This window comes from Chitinophaga oryziterrae (assembly GCF_009758125.1).
Classification (GTDB): Bacteria; Bacteroidota; Bacteroidia; order Chitinophagales; family Chitinophagaceae; genus Chitinophaga; species Chitinophaga oryziterrae.
Genome location: NZ_WRXO01000002.1, coordinates 320,511 through 338,509, shown reverse-complemented (window position 1 = coordinate 338,509; position 17,999 = coordinate 320,511). Strand labels below are relative to the sequence as shown.

Sequence of the window (17,999 nt, the reverse complement as noted above, 5' to 3'; positions counted from 1 at the left end):
TGTTCTTCTATAGAGCATTAGCTAATAGTAAATTCCTGACTTATTGCCGGCTCTTGTAATTGCTTGTTCAAAAGATAATTAGCATCAAGCAGGTAAAGCAACTGATTATAAACGAGCATCAGGTTAGACCTGTTCTCTGCATTATCATAATAAGTATCTTGCGCTGCCAGTGTTTCATTAAGCCATAACCCAAGTGTCTGACGAACTTCAGCCAGAGGAAATAGCTCGCAGAACTTGTTAATTGCTAATTCCGGATGCTTTAATTCCTGCTCATTAAGATGAGTAAAATGGAAGAATGATGAGGATATTATTTCTGTGGATTCCATAAACAATAGATTTATTCAAAAATATTTATTTTATGCTTTAAAAGCAAATTATAAATACTTATAAATAAAATATTTTGCTTATTAATATGCAACACCCTGTATCACAATAAAAAACAATCTGCTTATATTGAAAGAATATGCTTTTAAAGCAATATTATGAGCGATAAAGTCTTCAATAGAATAAAAGCAGTCCTGGCAGAAAAAGGTAAAACCAATAATTGGCTTGCCGAAACATTGGATGTAAACAGGACATCGGTTTCCAAGTGGTGTACAAATACAATGCAACCAACGGTAGAAACATTATTCGCCATAGCAGAGGCGCTGGATGTGGAAGCGCGGGACTTATTAGTGTTAAGGAAACAAGGATAAAAATTTTCTACTATTTAAGCGACTACTCTCTTATAGACAAGAGGAACTAATGCTCTTAATAGTTGAATTGCTGGCAACAAAAGTATTTCTTGATATTGATGCAACCCTTTCTCACCGTGAACAATATTGCATCGAATTGAATAAAGCGTTTTCATTAAAGCCAGAATTTTAATATTATCATCTGCTGAAGTTAAACCTTCAATCAATTCTTTATCCTTCTTCGGTTGGGGCTTACCCTTATCGAGGTCAATATTGAAATATGGCTTGCGATCAGGAAGAAACATAGTAATCCCCTGATTATTTCACTTTAATATCCGTTTCTTCATGCCTACTCCTAAATAAAACCCGGTATGTGGAGGCTGATTGTAACCCACATTCTGCCACGCAATACTTAGTCTGTATTGTGGGTCGTGCATCAAGGTTGGTATTTTGTATTTAGTGGGGATGGTGGTTGTATAAATTCTTAAACTCTGATTATCGGTGGTACGCAAGATCAACTCTTCCCGCCAGTCTCCTAAGATATCTGCGCTGAGTGCAGGCGTGGATTTTGTGCCATTGTTAGAGATGCAACCGTCGGCAGTAAAAATTCTGCCCGTTTTATATTTATCAATATGATTGCCGTCTAATAGTTCACGTGAAAGGTCCCCATCCCACCAGATTAAAAAATTAATGCCTTTGGGCGCTTCTCCTATTACATTCCCTTTGATATCGTACAATTCCTTTGAGCCAGACCACCACATCTGTGCCCCTTTTCTATCAGGATCAATATTCTCCGCTACTCCTCTTCCTACATCTTTATCCATAGATCCTTTAAAAAGGATTTCTCCTGTTTTTGCGTCGTATACTGCTGCACCCGGACCTTTTGTCCCTTCTTCTATTTCATGAATACCGAATACTTCCAAACCTTTATGATCCGGATCAAGGTCTCCTACATGAATCGCATCACCATGACGTAGTCCGGTAGTATATAAACCACGGCCATTATCATCTACACACATAGACCCGTAAATAATCTCATCCTTTCCATCGCCGTCTACATCCGCTACACTTAGGTTGTGATTCCCCATACCAGAGTAAGGCGTGCCATCGGAATCATATACCCAGCGGGAAGTTAATTTGCCTCCACGCCAATCCCAGGCTGCCATTACAATCTTCCCGTAATATCCCCGGCACATAACTACACTGGGATGTACACCATCTAAGTAAGCAACACAGGCCGTAAAGCGGTCTACCCGGTTACCGGTATTGTCATTCTTACCGTTACCGCCGATACCACCCCAGCTGCCAATATCTCCCCGTGCAGGGATGTAATCTGTTGTAGCCAGTGCAGCGCCGGTACGGCCGCTGAATATGGTGAAGTATTCCGGACCGCTCAGGATTTTGCCATATTTAGGGGTGTTAGGCGTAAGGTCTCGCCAGTCTTTGGAGCTATCCCCTATTACTTTACCAGTACCATCAATTGTACCATCCGCTGTTTTACAGGCGAATTCTGCGATACCATCGCCATCAAGATCATATACCATGAATTGTGTATAATGCGCTCCTTCCCTGATATTCTTTCCTAAGTTAATCTCCCATAGGAAAGTACCATCTAATTTATACGCCTGGAAGATAGGCGGATCTGTGATACCAGGAGAAGCATTATCCCTGCCACGGCCAGTTTGATGTAAGATAATATCGTATTGACCATCTCCATCTAAATCTCCGACAGAAACATCATTAGGTGTGTAACCAGGGGGCGTTTTTAAAGGGATGGATAAATAGGACAAAGTATCTTTTAAGATATAACTGCCACGGGTAACAGATTCCTTACCTTGTAAAACAGCCTTTACAAAGTATTCTGCTCCGCTCACATAGTTATCTATATAGTTCGTACTTTCTGTAACGGGTATTGTATTTAGCTTTACTGTATTGGATCCAATTTTCCGGTATACATTAAAAGTTATATTTTCAGGATCTGTGCATAACATTCTCCATCCTACATACACTTTCCCCTCACCCTGGTAAACAGCAATAATACCACGATCAATATTTTCCATTAACCGCTGCGCGTTAGCCACGGGTAATAAATAACAAAAAAGAATAAGAATAATCAACTGTTTCATAATCTGGTTAAATTAACCCCCTGTTATAAAATAAAACACAATGTCGTTTAGTTAAGCTCCGTTAGGAGCCTATTATGTTTTGTTGCAAAAACAGCGCTTAACTAAACGACATTGATATAAAATACCTGATTGTATTATTGCCACCTGAATGGTAAATACCAGTTCTGCTTATCCATCAAAGCAGACCTCACGGCTCCTGCCATTCCATCATTCGCTGCCTCAAATTTAGCCGCTACTTTATTCGCCAGGTAAGCAGGGTCACTTGCCTGCCGCCTTAATGCAATACGCAGCAGATCCGCCCAGCGATTGCCTTCAAATGCCAGCTCCAGCCCATCTTCAGCAATCAGCTTATCTTCCATAAAAAGAATAAGCCCGGCCCTGTCCGTGACCTCTTTGCTACTCATATCGAAATAACTGGCTGAATCGATCAGTACCGGCTTCAAAGCCACACGTCCTCTGATACCTGTATTACGATACCAGGCGTTCCTGTATTGAGGATAGTTCCCGTCCCTCGCATCAAAATCATAAGGAGGCACATCATGCGTCTGTTCTATATCCGTTACATTACGTCCTTCTCCACCACTCACGCCCGTAGCCATATAAACAGGATCATACGTGTTCTTAATACCTGCATTCAGCAATGCATACACCAGCTTATCCCTGCCATCCCGGTTGGCCGCTTCCGCATAACGCAGATGTAACATAGCCGCACGGTACAATATCCATTTACTATTTGTTTCAAAAGGCAGCAAGGGATTAAAGTTGTAAGTAAATTTATTAATGACAGGAGACCCGCCGCTCATCTTCCAGGAAGCACCCGGCCCCCTGAGATCGACAGGTGTATTATTCCCCACCGCATCACCGGTACGTACCTGGTCATTCCAGTTCTTAATAGCCAGCGCAGAAGGTTTTAGCTGATAACTCCCTTTTGTGTTATCAAATAAGTCTATAAAAGGATTAGGGGGATTGAAGTTCTTATCGAAAGGCAGGTCCCAGATGATCTCATAATTCGAATACCGTTCCCCGTAAGGCTGACTGAAAATATTACTCCAGTTGCCACCGGTGAGATTAGCCGTATAAGCCAGTTTATAAGTTTCATACCACTGCTCACTGTTCTTTGCAGGATACAATACATCCCCATAGTTCATCATGTACTGGTAATTAAGCGCAGCCTGCGCATAATTACCTTTCCACAGATAAAGATCTCCCAGGAAGCATTTTATATTGATGAAGAACTTTTCCGTGTTATAAGTATCTACAATAGTTAAGAGAGAAGTTCCCGCCGGGAAAGGTAACTTATAAGGCAAGGCTTCTGTAAATGCCAGCAGCTTATCCAGCAGTTCATCAAACGTTACCCTCGGAAACTTAGCTGCATCTTTCAGGTCATTTACATTCACCAGCGGATCAGTGATATAAGGAATACTCCCATACTGGATACCCAATTGCAAATACAGCCAGGAACGGATAGCACCTACAGTAGAATACCGCAGGCCGTATTCATCTACCGTCATTCTCTTATCCTTCAGCATCACATCAAAATTAGAAAGCGCATCATTGCAGTTGAGGATCACCTCATAAAATGGACGGGGATCTGCATAAGGATTATCAGCGGTTACACTGTGCGTACTTAACTGCTGTAAGTATTTACCACTAGCAGATTGCGTTACATCCACCAGATCTCCCCTTAATTCATTTAAGACGACCAACCTCCCGGCAAGCGTAATCACTTTACCATAAATACCTACCACTGCGGCATCTGCATCATGTACATCCCGGTATGTTTGTGAATGGTCCAGTGCTTCTTCCGGCTTTATATCAAATATTTTACTACATGCACACAGGCTTATGCAAAGCACCAGACCAGAAATTAATATTTTCATATAGGCTCTTTTAAAATTATAATCCAATCCTTACCCCCAACTGTATTGTTCTGAATTGTGGTTCAAGTCCCACATCAATACCCTGCGTAAATAAACTACCCGAAGCACTGAACTCCGGATCATATCCCAGGTAGTGAGTGAGCGTAAACACATTGTTACCGGCAGCAGATATCTTAACGTACTTAATAGCGCCACGTTTCAAAGGCAGACTATAAGTAAGCGACAACGTGCGCAAACGCAGGTAACTACCATCTTCTATCCAGCGATCAGAGAAACGTGCGCTACCTGCCGGATCTCCCCAGGCAGCACGGGGAATATCTGTTACCTGCCCATCAGCCCTCCACCTGTTTACCATAGCGAGCGACTGATTACCGGCATCTTTCATAGACTCTATCTTCGCTCGGGTATAATTATAAATATCATTCCCACTGATGAAAGTAATGATCGCATCAAGCTCCCATCTTTTAAAAGACAATCTGTTGCTGAACATCCCTGTAAGAGAAGGATTAGGGTCACCAATTACCTGCCTGTCATTCTCATCAATCACATGATCTCCATTCATATCTGCAAAACGCATATCTCCGCCCCTAAACGGTGTAGCTATACCATTCGCATTTATATACATCACACCAGCAGCTTCTGCATCCGAAGTAAATACACCACTTGTTTTGTAGCCGTAAAAAAGATTAGCAGTCTGTCCCTTCTCTGTTAAATATGTAGCATCTGCATAAGTAGTCAGTATCCTGTCTCCCGGTATTTTTGTAATCTTATTTTTATAGGTAGCCAGGTTCAATCCCATATCCCATTTCAGAACACGGTCTACTATTCTGCTATTTATGGCCAGTTCAAAACCATGTGTCTGCATCCCGCCATTATTGGTAATGATACTTTTAAAACCAGTAACCGTTTCAACAGGCTCCACTATCAGCATATCTTTAGTACGATTGCTGAATACATCTGCACTTATATTCAACCGTTCCTGCAGGAATGAAACATCTACGCCGGCATTTATCTTCTCCACACTTTCCCATTTCAGGTAAGGATTACCGATATTCCCTCTTACCAGTCCCTGCATTCCCAGTAGGTTTTGCGATACATAATACTGTCTTGCAGCGTAATTACCGATATCATCATTCCCTACCTTTCCATAACTAACTCTCAGCTTCAGCAATTCGGGGCCTGATAAAAAAGGCTCTGAAGAAATAAGCCATCCGGCAGCTACAGAAGGCATTACTGCATATTTATACTGACCAATACCCAATGCTCCCGGGGCTTGCTTACCAAACCTGGATGATCCATCGACCGCCATATTAAACGACAGGAAATACCTGTTCAACAATGTATAATCAGCATTGATATAAGTATTCAGCCAGTTCCACTTACCAATCCCTCCTCCTACCTGTCTCAGCTGACTTTGTCCCATGCCCACACTGATAAATTCATCCGTAGCTGAATTGTATCCCAGCCCATAATCAGCTTCGCTGTTGTTATTGTTAAAACGGATACCCGCATTGGCAGAAAGATGATGCTGGTTAAAAGTATGATCATATGAAAAACGGGTATCATTGTACAAAGCATAATACCGCTGTACATTACTGCCCGACCTGTTATAAATAATACTATTCACAGCTGTATCGGGTGCTATTCCCTTTTGAGGAATAAAGAAGTTCTCCCTTACTTTATCATATGTAATCCCTAATAAAGTATGCAGACTTACAGATTTATTCAGCTGATACCGGAAGTTCACAGATCCTGAAAACCGGTAATTCTTATTCACGGCCTGCATATTTTGTATCAACGCCAGCGGATTGGAAACATTAAAGATGTCATAATCAGCCAGACTGGGAGATTCTATCCCCTCATCACTCACCACCTGCGTAGGCAGAAAAGGCGCTTTTATCAATCCCAGGTATAAAGGGTTTGTTTTATTCGCGATACCCTGGTCTTTCAGACGTTGCTGATTTGAAGTAAAAGCTAAATTGACAGAGGCCTTTAACCGGGAAGATAAATTCAGATCAGCATTGAAGCGGGTCTGATAACGTCCCAGGTTTGTATTATCTGTTATGCCCCCCTGTTTCAGATAGCCCAATGATAAACCATACGTTGCAATATCATCCCCACCACTTACTTTCAGATAATATTGCTGATTATAGCTATTGCTCATCACCTTCTTTTGCCAGTCGGTATTATAGTGATAACGATAATAATCCGGATTAGGGTTATCGTTCATATAAGGTTCTTTCTCATTTTTAAACAGATCAGACAAATAAACCCGGTAATCACCTGCCCCCATTACAGGAAGCTTTGTAACGGCTGTATTAAACCCGCCACTCACCGAAAAATCAATTTTAGTAGCTAACTCCTTTGCCCGGCTTGTAGTGATCAGGATCACCCCATTAGCCCCTTTTGTGCTATAAGTAGATGTACCGTCTTTAATCACTGTAAAATTATCTATGTCCTTCATCTCAATATCTGCCAGCGGGTTATTTACATGCCCGGCAATCAATGAACCACCGTATTCATTAATATCATAGATCATCCCATCCACTACTATCAATGGTTTATTTGTAGCATACAAAGAAGTATATCCCCTCAGGAAAAGTTCAGCGCCAATGCCTGGTGTACCGGAACGTCTGATCACATTCAGACCAGCCACACTTCCCTGCAAACAGGCATCCGGGGAAGCAGATACCCGTTGCCACTTATCATCTGCGTTAACAGCGCTGACGGAATAAATAATGCTGTTCTTAGGCTGCCTGCCAAAAGGAAGCACCGCATCATCATATACACTGTTAAATGAGGCTTCATGCAGCATGACCGCAATGTTACGCCGTCCCTTCAGCACGATCTCCTTTACCTGGTATCCTTGTCCGGATACAGTCAGTACTGCATCGGGAGAAGGTATCTTAATTCGGAAAGATCCTTTTTCATTTGTGATAGCAGCCGAATAACCAGTCACGCTGATATTAATACCAGGTAAAGGCATACCGGTAGCAGCTTCTTTAATGACCCCTCTGATAGTATCCTGTGCTTTTATTTGAAAAGAGAACAGTAAGATGATGAAGAGCAGTTTTATACGTCTGTTCATAAAGATCAGTTTAGAATGGGTACCAGTTTAATATAATCCAGCACAAGCGTGTTTAATCCGTTAGTGGTAACGCTGTTACCCACCAGGTATAAGTTGAGCAATCCGTAATGATCTGTTGTATAATCGCCCAGATACACTTCACTGTAATTATTCAATTCAACCGTTTTATAGGGAAAGCCGGTAACAGCAGGATCTTTAAAAGCTACTCTCATAGGGAAAGTGCCTGTCTGAAAATCATTTACCGCTACCCAGTAGACTTTATATTTTACTGAATTCACTACTGTCTTGTAATTAATCCAGAAAGCATTGATACCATGATTAGCGATATAGATATCCCGGAATAACAGATGAGTAAGAGGATTGATACGGGTACGTACAGAAGATGCTTTAGTACGGTCTTTCAGATCATAGAACCTTTCTCCTTCTATGATAACAGGTTTTATTTTTGAATCCAGTTCATAATCTATATGGTCCATCACATATACAATCCCGTTACTTACTTTTTGTACTGATACGATGGCCGTTCTGTCAAGATGGAATTTCACACTATCCTTTACAGAATATAATACTGCCGGTAAATTATCAGCATCATACACTCCATTAAACACCAGGTCCTTTACTACATTCCATTGGGTAGTGGTATCTGTAAGCGCAGCGGTAGTATCTGTGAAATACTGTACCAGCTTACTCTTTTCATCTGTATAAGCATTGTCTTTCAGGATCACATAGGTGAGAAGGGAATCTTCATTACTGATATCTGTCCTTTGCAGGAAACGGTTCAATTCAACGAGGCCTGTACCGGGTTTATAAATAGGGCGACCTGTTTGCGGGTCTACGCCTATCTGCTCCGCAATAGTAGTATCAATACCCGTATATTTAAGTGATTGCAGAAATGTTTGTTGAAGACCGTCAACGCTATTCAGGTATTCCCAGGCATTCATCTTAGGGAGCAATACACCATCTACAACATGTAAGATGCCATTAGCCGTATATTGGTCTGCACTGATAATATGTTCTTCGTCTATCTGCGTAGACGTAAATGTTATATTCTTCCCGTTCAATGTCCTGATACGTATGGCGGGAGACGGCATTGTAGTGAGATAAGACTGATTGGCAATATGATTCGCTATCAGCCGTTTCAGTTGTGCCGTATCATTTATTATAGAGGGGGCTATGCCTTGCAAAGCTTTATTGGTAGGGGCCCACACAGTAAACGTCTTTGAAGAGGCGATCACTTTATCATAACCGGTTTTAACCAGGTAGGTATTAAACAGGCTCAGGTCAGGATTGCTGCTGATCATTTGCAGCAGGTCCTTTTTGAGTGCAGGATCATCTATCCTGTTCCTGTCATTCCATTTATCCTTCTTACAGGAAAGCACTATTAAGAGGAATAATATTATTACAGATCTTGTCATTGTTGCTGCATTAATTAGTTAGGGTCTGGGTACCGGTGTTCCATCTGTTTTAAAACGGGGATACAACTGGTCCATATCCTGCGGGATAAAATGAATCATATCCAGGTTATTGGTATTCTGCGTACCCTGCAAGGTTGTAAAGCGTATCAGGTGACGGTCTGTTGTTTTAATCTCAATAGTACCTACCTGTCGCCCTGCCCAGCCATTAGATACAGGATCTGTAAACCATTTCCAGCCCTGTGCTTCCATTTCTCCCTCGCTGCTCACAGGCATAGAGGTAGTGAAATTCATGGTACGCTGTAAAGGTTCCCCATCAACAGAAATCTGGTTAACATTATTAGAACTGCCTGATTGTTTCTGTGTTCTGTAACAGATCCAGACTTTATATTTTCCTCTCACCAGTAAAGGAGTTCTTAATTCCACCCAGGCACTGCGATTAGGGCCACCTAAAGGAATCTGCAGGAAATCCCCGTTCACATAAGTGGAACCCACTGTATACTGCATAGCAGAAGGACCGGCCACCGTTATATCTTTAGGCATATTAGTGAGGGCAAAAGGGTAATTTTGTTTACCGAAATAAGCAGGCAGGTTACGGATCTCAGGGAAATTCGCCACATCCCAGTAAACAGGTACAGGGTTACGGATCTTAATAGAGAAATGCCCCATAGCAGCATGCAGTACACCGTTGCTGGCTGCATTGTCACTGCCTGCGCGGTTCAGTTCTACACCTGGTTCGTAGATGCCGTTAAAAGTATCATCATTGATCAATACTGTTTGTCCTGATAGCTTGGAAGTCACCACTTCCAAAGGGGCCAGTGTATTATGCGATGTACTGGAAACAATATCTGCCAGGTATTTTACACCATACAGGATATGATAATCCACATACAGATGAAGACTGTCATCAGGATTCTTAGGATCTCCGGTATAAGAGAACCTTGCTTTCAGATCAGCATAACTGTTGAAACCCGCATTCTTTAATACCGAATCAGATTCGGCTAATACGGTCAGCCAGGCACGACTACTATCGGTATTAGCAACAGGCAATATATTCAGTGTATCGTATAGACCGGTTTCTTTAACCGCCTGTGAAAAAATGGAATACCTGGGATCATTTTCTATCATGGCAGCCAGTGTATATACTGCCGGTTGCAATACATGATCTATCACATGAATGATCCCATTCCCTACCCTGATATTGCTCTCTATGATATTCGCCTGCCGGTTTACGGTGATCCTTGTAACACCGTCCTTGTTACTGGCCCCGGTGATCAGGTATTGCCCGTACATAGTGAGCCTGTTCAACTTACCATCTGAAAAAGAACTGGTAGAAATAGTGTCTTCGAGCAGATGAAATTTAACCAGGTCTTTCAGTTCCTGTACATCTATATTTTCTACCGCTCCTTTCCCTTTTAATTGCAGGTAAGCAGAGATAGCATCATTGTCCGGCACAAATGCCGTATAAGCCCCATATACACCCAGGAAACCCTCATCCCCTGTGATAGAAATGATTTTAAGGAAGGATGAAAATTTATCCGGGTGTAGTTGCAGATAACCTGTGATATTTACTTCATCAGTAGTATTAGAAACAATAGCTACCTTTTTACAACTACACAACAGCAACAGGCATATAAAGACGATTCTCATAACGTAGTTTTATTGGTAATAAGGATTCTGCACCAGTTGCTTATCCGCCTGCAACTCGTACTGATTAATCGGGAAGTAATGGCTGCGCACATCTTTGTACTTATTGATAATCGACTGCTGCATGTTTCCTGGCGCATTGAATGCCACCATGTCCAGCAGGATGTCAAGATGTGCATAGTTATTCCGTTTCGCATGGCGTAATACATCATACCAGCGCTTACCTTCAAAAGCAAATTCACGGGACCTTTCTTCCAGTATATAATTGGATACATCTATTGCAGAAGCCGGGTCCGGCGTTCTTTCCGTAAAAACCAGTGCATGTGCCCTTGACCGTATACTGCCTACCAGTTCCAATGCCTCTGTACCCCTGTTCGTCCAGGCCAGTGCTTCCGCTTTCAGCAGCAGGATATCCGCAAAGCGGTATACAAACCAATGTGCATAGGAGTCCGCAGCCGTTCTCGCATCCAGTTGTGTACCGCTGGTAGCACCTGCAAACTTCCAGATCATCTGGTCAGTAGCCCGCATAGAACCCCCATCCCCCCTTATATCTTTCTTCGTCGCATCTGTTATATCTATCCCATACACTTCTTCCATCACCCTGGGAGCACCAATGAAACGATTATTGGCAGCGCCAAACATCGGGTAGAATGGGTTTAACTTTTGTTTATCAAACTGAAATTCAAAAATGCTTTCATTGGAATTACCTGTGAAATATACGGTATTGAACCACTGTGATTGTACATTGCCATCCATTAATCCAAACCTGCCTGAAAGGATGATCTTATCACATGCAGCGATGCAATCATCATACTTTTCCATCCACAAAAAGGCATCTGCTTCAATAGCATATATCGAAAACTTTGTAAGCCGGCCTTTATCTTCCAGTATATTCCCGTAGGTTTCCAGTGCATGCTGTTCAGCAAAAAGAAGATCTTTCATGATCTGATCATACACTTCCTGTTGTGTACTCTTTTTAAGCTGCTGCAACTGATCATCACCGGAGCTGGCCTTTAATTGCAGCGGCACTTCCCCGAATGACCTGAGCAAATAATAGTACATCAGTGCCCTCAGTCCATGTGCTTCTGCGAGATAGGCATCCAGTTGTTCCTGGGTTAATGTTTTATCTGATTCAATAACCTGCGAGGCAAAGTCGATTACTGTATTGCAATAGTTGATAGTACGGTAAACAGCAGCCCAGCCTGTATAACTATTACTGGCAAGGATATTCGCCTGCATGATACTGATTTCATCCACGGTCGTATACAGTGTTGAGCTCACCATATCTGCTCTTAATTCTCCCCATACAAAAAGATTCTGCACCAGTGCATTATCCAGCAGTGAAGCGTAACAGCCAATGACAGCCGCCTTTAGCTGTTCCTTATTCTGCCAGTAGTTATCACGGATAATGCCATCCTGTGGTTTTACATCCAGCCATTTACTACAGGATGATAAAAAGATCATTATCAAAAGAAATTTGTATTTCATATCTATCAGTTTAAAAACTGGCAGTGATGCCTATCAGGAAATTCTTTGCAGGAGGGGTAAGGGCATTATCCACCGGATAAGCAAAAGGATCATTATCTCCTTTCATAGATACATCGGGATTCTGACCGATGTACTTCGTCCAGGTATATAAATTCTCTGCTGTGATATAACATCCCGCGCTCCTGATCCCCAGTTTATCCAGTATCCTCTTCCCAAAATTGTATCGCAGAGTAACGGATTGCAGCCGTACGAAAGAGGCATTCTGCACATATCTGTCGGATCCCAGCCAGTTATAACCGGAACGGTATAATGCTCTTGGTATATCTGTTACATCGCCGGGATTACGCCATCTTCTCAATACGACGGTACTCTGGTTATCATATCCATACATGTTGCTCGTATTCATATCAGCCTGGTTCACCAGTTGATATCCCAGCCGGTACACAAAGTAGGTCGTCAGTTTCAGGCTGCCCTTGAAACTAACATTAGGACCGAATCCACCTGTAATTTTAGGGATCCCGTTACCCAGGTATACGATGTCTTTGTTATCGATATTGCCATCATGATTGATATCCTCATACATGGCATCACCTGGCTGAAAGGTGTAGTCTGTAGCAGGGTAATTAAAACGCATGTACAATGTTTGCCCATTGGCGCCCGCTATCTTACCACCTTTGGCATCCCTCACAATGGTGGCATCCCGGTCTTTATAGACACCTTTATACCTGAAGCCATAGTATGATCCGAAAGGGTTGCCTATCTGTAAATAGGTCTTATACAGGCCATTCTGATTGATGGCCACATTATTCTCCCTGGGGAAGAATTCAGAGACTGATCTCACCACATTTGTATTGCGGGCAATATTGAGATCAAAGCCTATCTGCCAGTTCTTTGTTTTTACAGGGATCGTATTCAGCAACACTTCCCATCCCTGGTTGTCCATTGTCCCCACATTCATGGCTATGTCTGAAAACCCTGAGTAGGAAGGGATTTGCAGGTTCTCGTAAAACATGTCTTTAGTGCGGTTCCGGTAGGCTTCCACATCTACCCTTATCCTGTTCTTAAAAATCCACAGATTAAAGCCCAGGTTCTGCCCTACCACCGTCTGCCATTTCAGGTTAGAGAGTTCAATATTAGAAGGATACACGCCAGCCAAATCCATATAGCTATATCCAAAAGGCTGATAAGTATTGAAATAATTCCAGGCATCTTTATCAGGCGGAGCAGAACCACTCTGTCCATAACTGGCCCTGAAACTCAGGTCATCAATGAACTTATATTTTTTCATGAATGGTTCTCCTGAAAAACGCCATCTCAATGAAAGCGAAGGAAATAATCCATACCGGTGATTAGGGCCAAATCTTGAATTACCATCACCACGGATACCCGCATTGATAATATACCTGTCTAACAGGCCATACTGGCCTTGTAATAACAGTCCTACACTTCTTGTTCTTCCCTGCACAGACTCCAGCACCAGATCTGAATTAGCAGTTCTGGAAGGATTGGATGGGTCCTGGAATGCGGAAGAAGCAGTATTGGAAGTAAGCACATTATGCGTCACATAATTCCTGTCTTCTGTTTGTACAGACATCAGCGCCTGCAGATTATGGTTAACGTCGTTCTTTTTACGGGTGTATATTAAATTGGTCTTTGTATATACGTCCAGCACATCTCCATCGCTGTCTCCTGCCCGGTTTACCACTGTTTCTGTTACCGGGCGACCTGTAGCTACCTGTGGCAGGAAAGTAGTTGCTTTAGTATTATTAATATCAAACTGTACATCAAAAGTAGCCAGCAGGGAGGATGGGATTACGTCATACTGAATATTGAATTTAGGAGTGATACGCTCTCCTACCTGCTTGTACATACTCTCCATGGCCAATGCCACCGGGTTATAAGTCTGGTAGTAAATACCCTGGATGTTAGAAGCAGGCGACAGATAATTAGGTGTAACGTTCCCATATTCATCATATTCATGAATGGCCATGTTGGGCATTTTAGTATAGGCCACCCCTCTTACCTGGTAACTTTTATCCGGTACATAATTCAGGTTATTCACCACATGCGTATAGGTGATATCCGATCTGAAACGGATACGGTTAGACACGTTATAGTCCAGGTTAATTTTAGAGGTAATACGGCCCAGCGCAGTACCTACGGTAGTCCCCTTCTGGTCCAGATACCCGACAGATGCATAATAGCGGGCCTTTTCACCACCACCGGTCATAGACACATTATGTTCCTGGGAATAGCCAATACGGGTAATCGCTTTCACCCAATCGGTATTGTTACTGTAATTGTAATACCAGTAAGGATCATAAGGATCGAATGAAAACTCTTTGTTGGTCTGGATGTTTAAGGGCAGTCCACCAGTGTTTGCAATCTCTTCCGGTATCAGTGTAGCATACTGGTCGCCACTCAGCAATGGCACATTAGCAGGTTGTTTTGAAAATGTGCCTTTGAAATTATAGGTGATAGATGGCTTACCGATATTGCCTCTTTTCGTATTAATGATCAATACGCCGTTAGCAGCCCTTGATCCCCATACAGCAGTGGCCGCAGCATCTTTCAGCACGGTAATGTCCCTGATATCAGAAGGTGCTATATTCAGCAGCTGCGCATATCCCTGTTCATCGGCGCTCCCGAAATTGAAATCGGAAGGCACTTCTGTATCATATGGCATTCCATCCAGCACAATCAACGGGTTGGCAGAACCATTGATAGAAGCAGTTCCCCTGATGCGAATAGACATGCCTGCACCGGGATCGCCGGACGTAGTACCGATATCCACACCGGGAAGGCGTCCCTGCAATGCCTGATCTATGGATGTAGCAGACAGTTCTTCCAGGTCTTTGGCCTTGATAGTAGCCGTGGCAAACGTGGTATTACGGCTTTCTATATTCATACCGGTACCATTGTCTACTGTCTGACGGGCAGTAATGTTTACCTCATTTAAATCCCTTGTATTGGAGGTCAGTAGAAAATTGATAACCGTTCTGTCATTGATAGGTTGTATGATAGTTTTATAGCTGATAAAAGAAACGGAGATCTGATTTTTAGGATTGGAAATACGAAGAGCAAAGTTTCCGTCTATATCTGTCACTACGCCTGCTACAGTACGTTTGTCTTTGTCCAGTTCAACCACGGACGCTCCAATGACCGGCAACTTTGTCCCTGCATCCAATACCTTACCTCTTACCGTAATCTTTTCAACTTTCTGCGCATGCAGAGAATTGAATAGCATGATCAGCAAACAGAGAATTATGAAGGGTTGTTTGTACATATTGATCATTGTTATTGAACTTTGTATCTGAGAAAATTATTAATGGAGTGAATGACTGCCCGGTTAGACAGGTTATTACTCCTGGCCACATTCACCAGCACGCTGTTATTAAATGCATCTCTCAGCTCCATTACGTTCAACTGATTGTTTATTGTAATGAAAGTCAGATCCCCTCCCGTTGTTCTCAGCAGGGTTTCAAAGGCGCCGGATTTTTTACCATCAGGAACAATGGTGCTTTTATTGATGATGTGGTAGTTGATAAAACGGTTGACTTTCTCTTTATCTACATCTGTTGTAGGGGTGAAATTAGGCGTGCCTGTTGTAGCATCTCCCGGTAGCCAGCCTTCTTTAACCGCTGTTGAAATAGCAGCATTGGTAGGTATCAGTACTGTATAGAAATTACCGGGAACAGTACCTGCAATATCCTTGGTACTTGTCCATGAAGAGGCACTTTTCAGATACTGGTAAAAGCTGTTAAAGTTGGTGGGATCCGTAGCTGCCAGTTGTTCAATATGATAACCAATAGGGTTTTCTGTGAAGGTGAGCAGTCCATCTGTATAATACACATTACCATTCTTCGCCGTACTTAGTTTTTCAATGTGCAGTACAGTACCGGCGTCCGCATTCCCGCTCGCAAATACAGTATTGTTCTTATACCGTACATACTCTCCGTTCCATGCTTCGATAATGCCTTCTCCGGAAAGATCGTCCAGTTCTCCATTCAGGGTAGTTAATACGGATGTTTGTAAAATGCGGTATAGTCTGTCCTGTGCGCCTGAACCAAACTGGATAGTCCCACCTGCTGCCTGGTACGACCAGTCATTCCTGTCTGAATTAAAATCATATCCTGCAGCCCGTAGTTTTGTATCGGGCATCATGAATATTGTATATTTTATACTGGGATTAATGATAGAAAATTTCAGGTCTGCATCCAGCGCTCTTGTCATAAGAGAATAGGCAGGATCAAGAAAAGGTTTCCCGTAAACGGTTCTGAATACATTGGCATCCTGCACGGTATTCATCCCATAGAAAAAACCGTTACTAAGCACCTTTTTATCTGTTATATCAGACATTGTAAAGGTGGGTACTTCATGCTGACTGTTACCCGTTATAGCCAGTTTACCAGGCCATACACTGTTCTGCCACATATGAGCATTCAACAGGCTTAACAGCACTGTTGGAGGAGCAGCTTCGAACGTGCCATAATTGACAAGTATCTCCTTTTCATAAGCGCGCAACACATCGTTCTTAGGTACGAACAATGTCCATCCGCCTGTTTGTGCATCAGTACCGGATGAGATATAATTTTCATTGTTGGGAGAGAAGGCTAATGCCGCACTGTATAGTTTCACAAATACTGAATCCGTAGATCCTGTCAGCACCATATTACGGTGTGTGAGATCGGCATTCGACTGGTAAGCAACCAGTTTGTCCAGCAGGCTTTTAAACTCACTATAGTCCGGATTAGCTGATAAATAACCTTCCAGGTTCTGCAAAGGCAGTAACACTTTATCTATTTCATGGATGATACCATTTTCAGCAGCGATATCTGCATTCACCACCGCAGCATCCATTACATTAAAACCGGTATAGGGAATACCAGGATAAAAGAAATTATAGTCCGCACCACTTAATCCGTTTGCAGATAAATACCTGTCGATAAAGTAAGGGATGTTTTTATTGTTGTTATCATTGGCCGCATATCCCCCGTTCCTGTTGGCGGCTATAATCTTGCCTGAATGGCCGGTTTCTGTGTATACCCAGTCGTAGTAAGTGGTTTTCCTTTTGTAACCCTGACTGGTATCCGGTTGTCCCGCTCTTTGGTAGTTGCTCAGCTGATCTTTCCGGTAAGCATTATACACAAGTGCGTAGGTCACTATTTTACGGGCCATGAGGGAGTCAATACCATCATCCCCGCTAATCCCCTTTTCCTGGAAATACTTTTCAAAGGCAGCGTCATTGGGAGCAAAGAATGTCCAGTAACCAGCCTTACCAAGGATATCTTTATACCCGGCCTTATCAATAGTAGCCAGCAGGTGTTTGAAGTTCTTATGTGCTTCTAACTGTTGGTAGATAGGAGACGCGAGCCAATCGGGACGGCCATAATATTCATCAAATGCTTTTTTACGGCAACTACAGATCAGACAAATAAATAATAGAAAGGTCGTACCCGGAAGCTGGATACTTCGGATCATTTTTTTCATAACGAATTCTTTAACATTGTCCCGGCTAACAGAGAGACTAATTCTGGTTGATGATGGAATTTATCTTTATATCTGCTACAGTTCTTCGTGGAATGCTAAGTTAACGGGACCTTATCTCCCTGGGAATGGAAGATTATACAATTACCTGTAAATATCGGCATGGAAATTTTGGTGAGGCATGGAATATTATACAG

Annotated in this window: 11 protein-coding genes; 1 reads left to right on the top strand and 10 read right to left on the bottom strand. The window is 42.5% G+C overall.

Going from position 1 to position 17,999, the window contains the following annotated elements:
- Positions 1-17 precede the first annotated feature (17 nt).
- Positions 18-326 (bottom strand): hypothetical protein, encoded by a 309-nt coding sequence (locus GO495_RS09090; RefSeq protein WP_157299364.1) that lies wholly within the window; start codon positions 324-326, stop codon positions 18-20.
- A gap of 156 nt (positions 327-482) precedes the next feature.
- Here GO495_RS09090 and GO495_RS09085 point away from each other — a divergent pair, with 156 nt between their 5' ends.
- The gene (locus tag GO495_RS09085) at positions 483-695 is read left to right on the top strand and encodes a helix-turn-helix transcriptional regulator (protein WP_089782581.1); all 213 of its coding nucleotides are present in this window, start codon (positions 483-485) and stop codon (positions 693-695) included.
- Positions 696-709: 14 nt separating this feature from the next.
- On the opposite strand, the gene GO495_RS09080 is transcribed toward GO495_RS09085, so the two are convergent.
- From GO495_RS09080 to GO495_RS09040, 9 genes are all read right to left on the bottom strand, one after another.
- Entirely contained in the window at positions 710-979 is a 270-nt protein-coding gene (locus GO495_RS09080) for a hypothetical protein (protein WP_157299363.1), read from the bottom strand.
- Positions 980-997: 18 nt separating this feature from the next.
- Positions 998-2,800: a rhamnogalacturonan lyase gene (locus GO495_RS09075; protein WP_157299362.1), complete on the bottom strand. Its 1,803-nt coding sequence runs from the start codon at positions 2,798-2,800 to the stop codon at positions 998-1,000.
- Between the two features lie 134 nt (positions 2,801-2,934).
- Positions 2,935-4,680 (bottom strand): RagB/SusD family nutrient uptake outer membrane protein, encoded by a 1,746-nt coding sequence (locus tag GO495_RS09070; RefSeq protein ID WP_157299361.1) that lies wholly within the window; start codon positions 4,678-4,680, stop codon positions 2,935-2,937.
- Positions 4,681-4,696: 16 nt separating this feature from the next.
- Complete coding sequence (locus GO495_RS09065; protein ID WP_157299360.1) at positions 4,697-7,768, bottom strand: SusC/RagA family TonB-linked outer membrane protein; 3,072 nt, start codon at positions 7,766-7,768, stop codon at positions 4,697-4,699.
- Positions 7,769-7,773: 5 nt separating this feature from the next.
- Positions 7,774-9,183: a fasciclin domain-containing protein gene (locus GO495_RS09060; RefSeq protein ID WP_157299359.1), complete on the bottom strand. Its 1,410-nt coding sequence runs from the start codon at positions 9,181-9,183 to the stop codon at positions 7,774-7,776.
- A gap of 18 nt (positions 9,184-9,201) precedes the next feature.
- Positions 9,202-10,830, bottom strand: coding sequence for a fasciclin domain-containing protein (locus tag GO495_RS09055; RefSeq protein WP_157299358.1), 1,629 nt, complete (start codon positions 10,828-10,830; stop codon positions 9,202-9,204).
- A gap of 9 nt (positions 10,831-10,839) precedes the next feature.
- Entirely contained in the window at positions 10,840-12,315 is a 1,476-nt protein-coding gene (locus GO495_RS09050; protein WP_157299357.1) for a RagB/SusD family nutrient uptake outer membrane protein, read from the bottom strand.
- Between the two features lie 10 nt (positions 12,316-12,325).
- Entirely contained in the window at positions 12,326-15,562 is a 3,237-nt protein-coding gene (locus tag GO495_RS09045) for a SusC/RagA family TonB-linked outer membrane protein (protein ID WP_240915194.1), read from the bottom strand.
- 50 nt (positions 15,563-15,612) lie between these two features.
- Positions 15,613-17,805, bottom strand: coding sequence for a fasciclin domain-containing protein (locus tag GO495_RS09040; protein WP_157299355.1), 2,193 nt, complete (start codon positions 17,803-17,805; stop codon positions 15,613-15,615).
- Between the last annotated feature and the right edge of the window lie 194 nt (positions 17,806-17,999).

What these genes read in the sequence shown, in the direction of transcription:
- GO495_RS09050 (WP_157299357.1), bottom strand. Translation starts at nt 12,315, where the DNA reads ATGAAATACAAATTTCTTTTGATAATGATCTTTTTATCATCCTGTAGT.
- GO495_RS09070 (WP_157299361.1), bottom strand. Translation starts at nt 4,680, where the DNA reads ATGAAAATATTAATTTCTGGTCTGGTGCTTTGCATAAGCCTGTGTGCA.
- GO495_RS09055 (WP_157299358.1), bottom strand. Translation starts at nt 10,830, where the DNA reads ATGAGAATCGTCTTTATATGCCTGTTGCTGTTGTGTAGTTGTAAAAAG.
- GO495_RS09090 (WP_157299364.1), bottom strand. Translation starts at nt 326, where the DNA reads ATGGAATCCACAGAAATAATATCCTCATCATTCTTCCATTTTACTCAT.
- GO495_RS09060 (WP_157299359.1), bottom strand. Translation starts at nt 9,183, where the DNA reads ATGACAAGATCTGTAATAATATTATTCCTCTTAATAGTGCTTTCCTGT.
- GO495_RS09065 (WP_157299360.1), bottom strand. Translation starts at nt 7,768, where the DNA reads ATGAACAGACGTATAAAACTGCTCTTCATCATCTTACTGTTCTCTTTT.
- GO495_RS09075 (WP_157299362.1), bottom strand. Translation starts at nt 2,800, where the DNA reads ATGAAACAGTTGATTATTCTTATTCTTTTTTGTTATTTATTACCCGTG.
- GO495_RS09045 (WP_240915194.1), bottom strand. Translation starts at nt 15,562, where the DNA reads ATGCTATTCAATTCTCTGCATGCGCAGAAAGTTGAAAAGATTACGGTA.
- GO495_RS09040 (WP_157299355.1), bottom strand. Translation starts at nt 17,805, where the DNA reads ATGAAAAAAATGATCCGAAGTATCCAGCTTCCGGGTACGACCTTTCTA.
- GO495_RS09085 (WP_089782581.1), top strand. Translation starts at nt 483, where the DNA reads ATGAGCGATAAAGTCTTCAATAGAATAAAAGCAGTCCTGGCAGAAAAA.
- GO495_RS09080 (WP_157299363.1), bottom strand. Translation starts at nt 979, where the DNA reads ATGTTTCTTCCTGATCGCAAGCCATATTTCAATATTGACCTCGATAAG.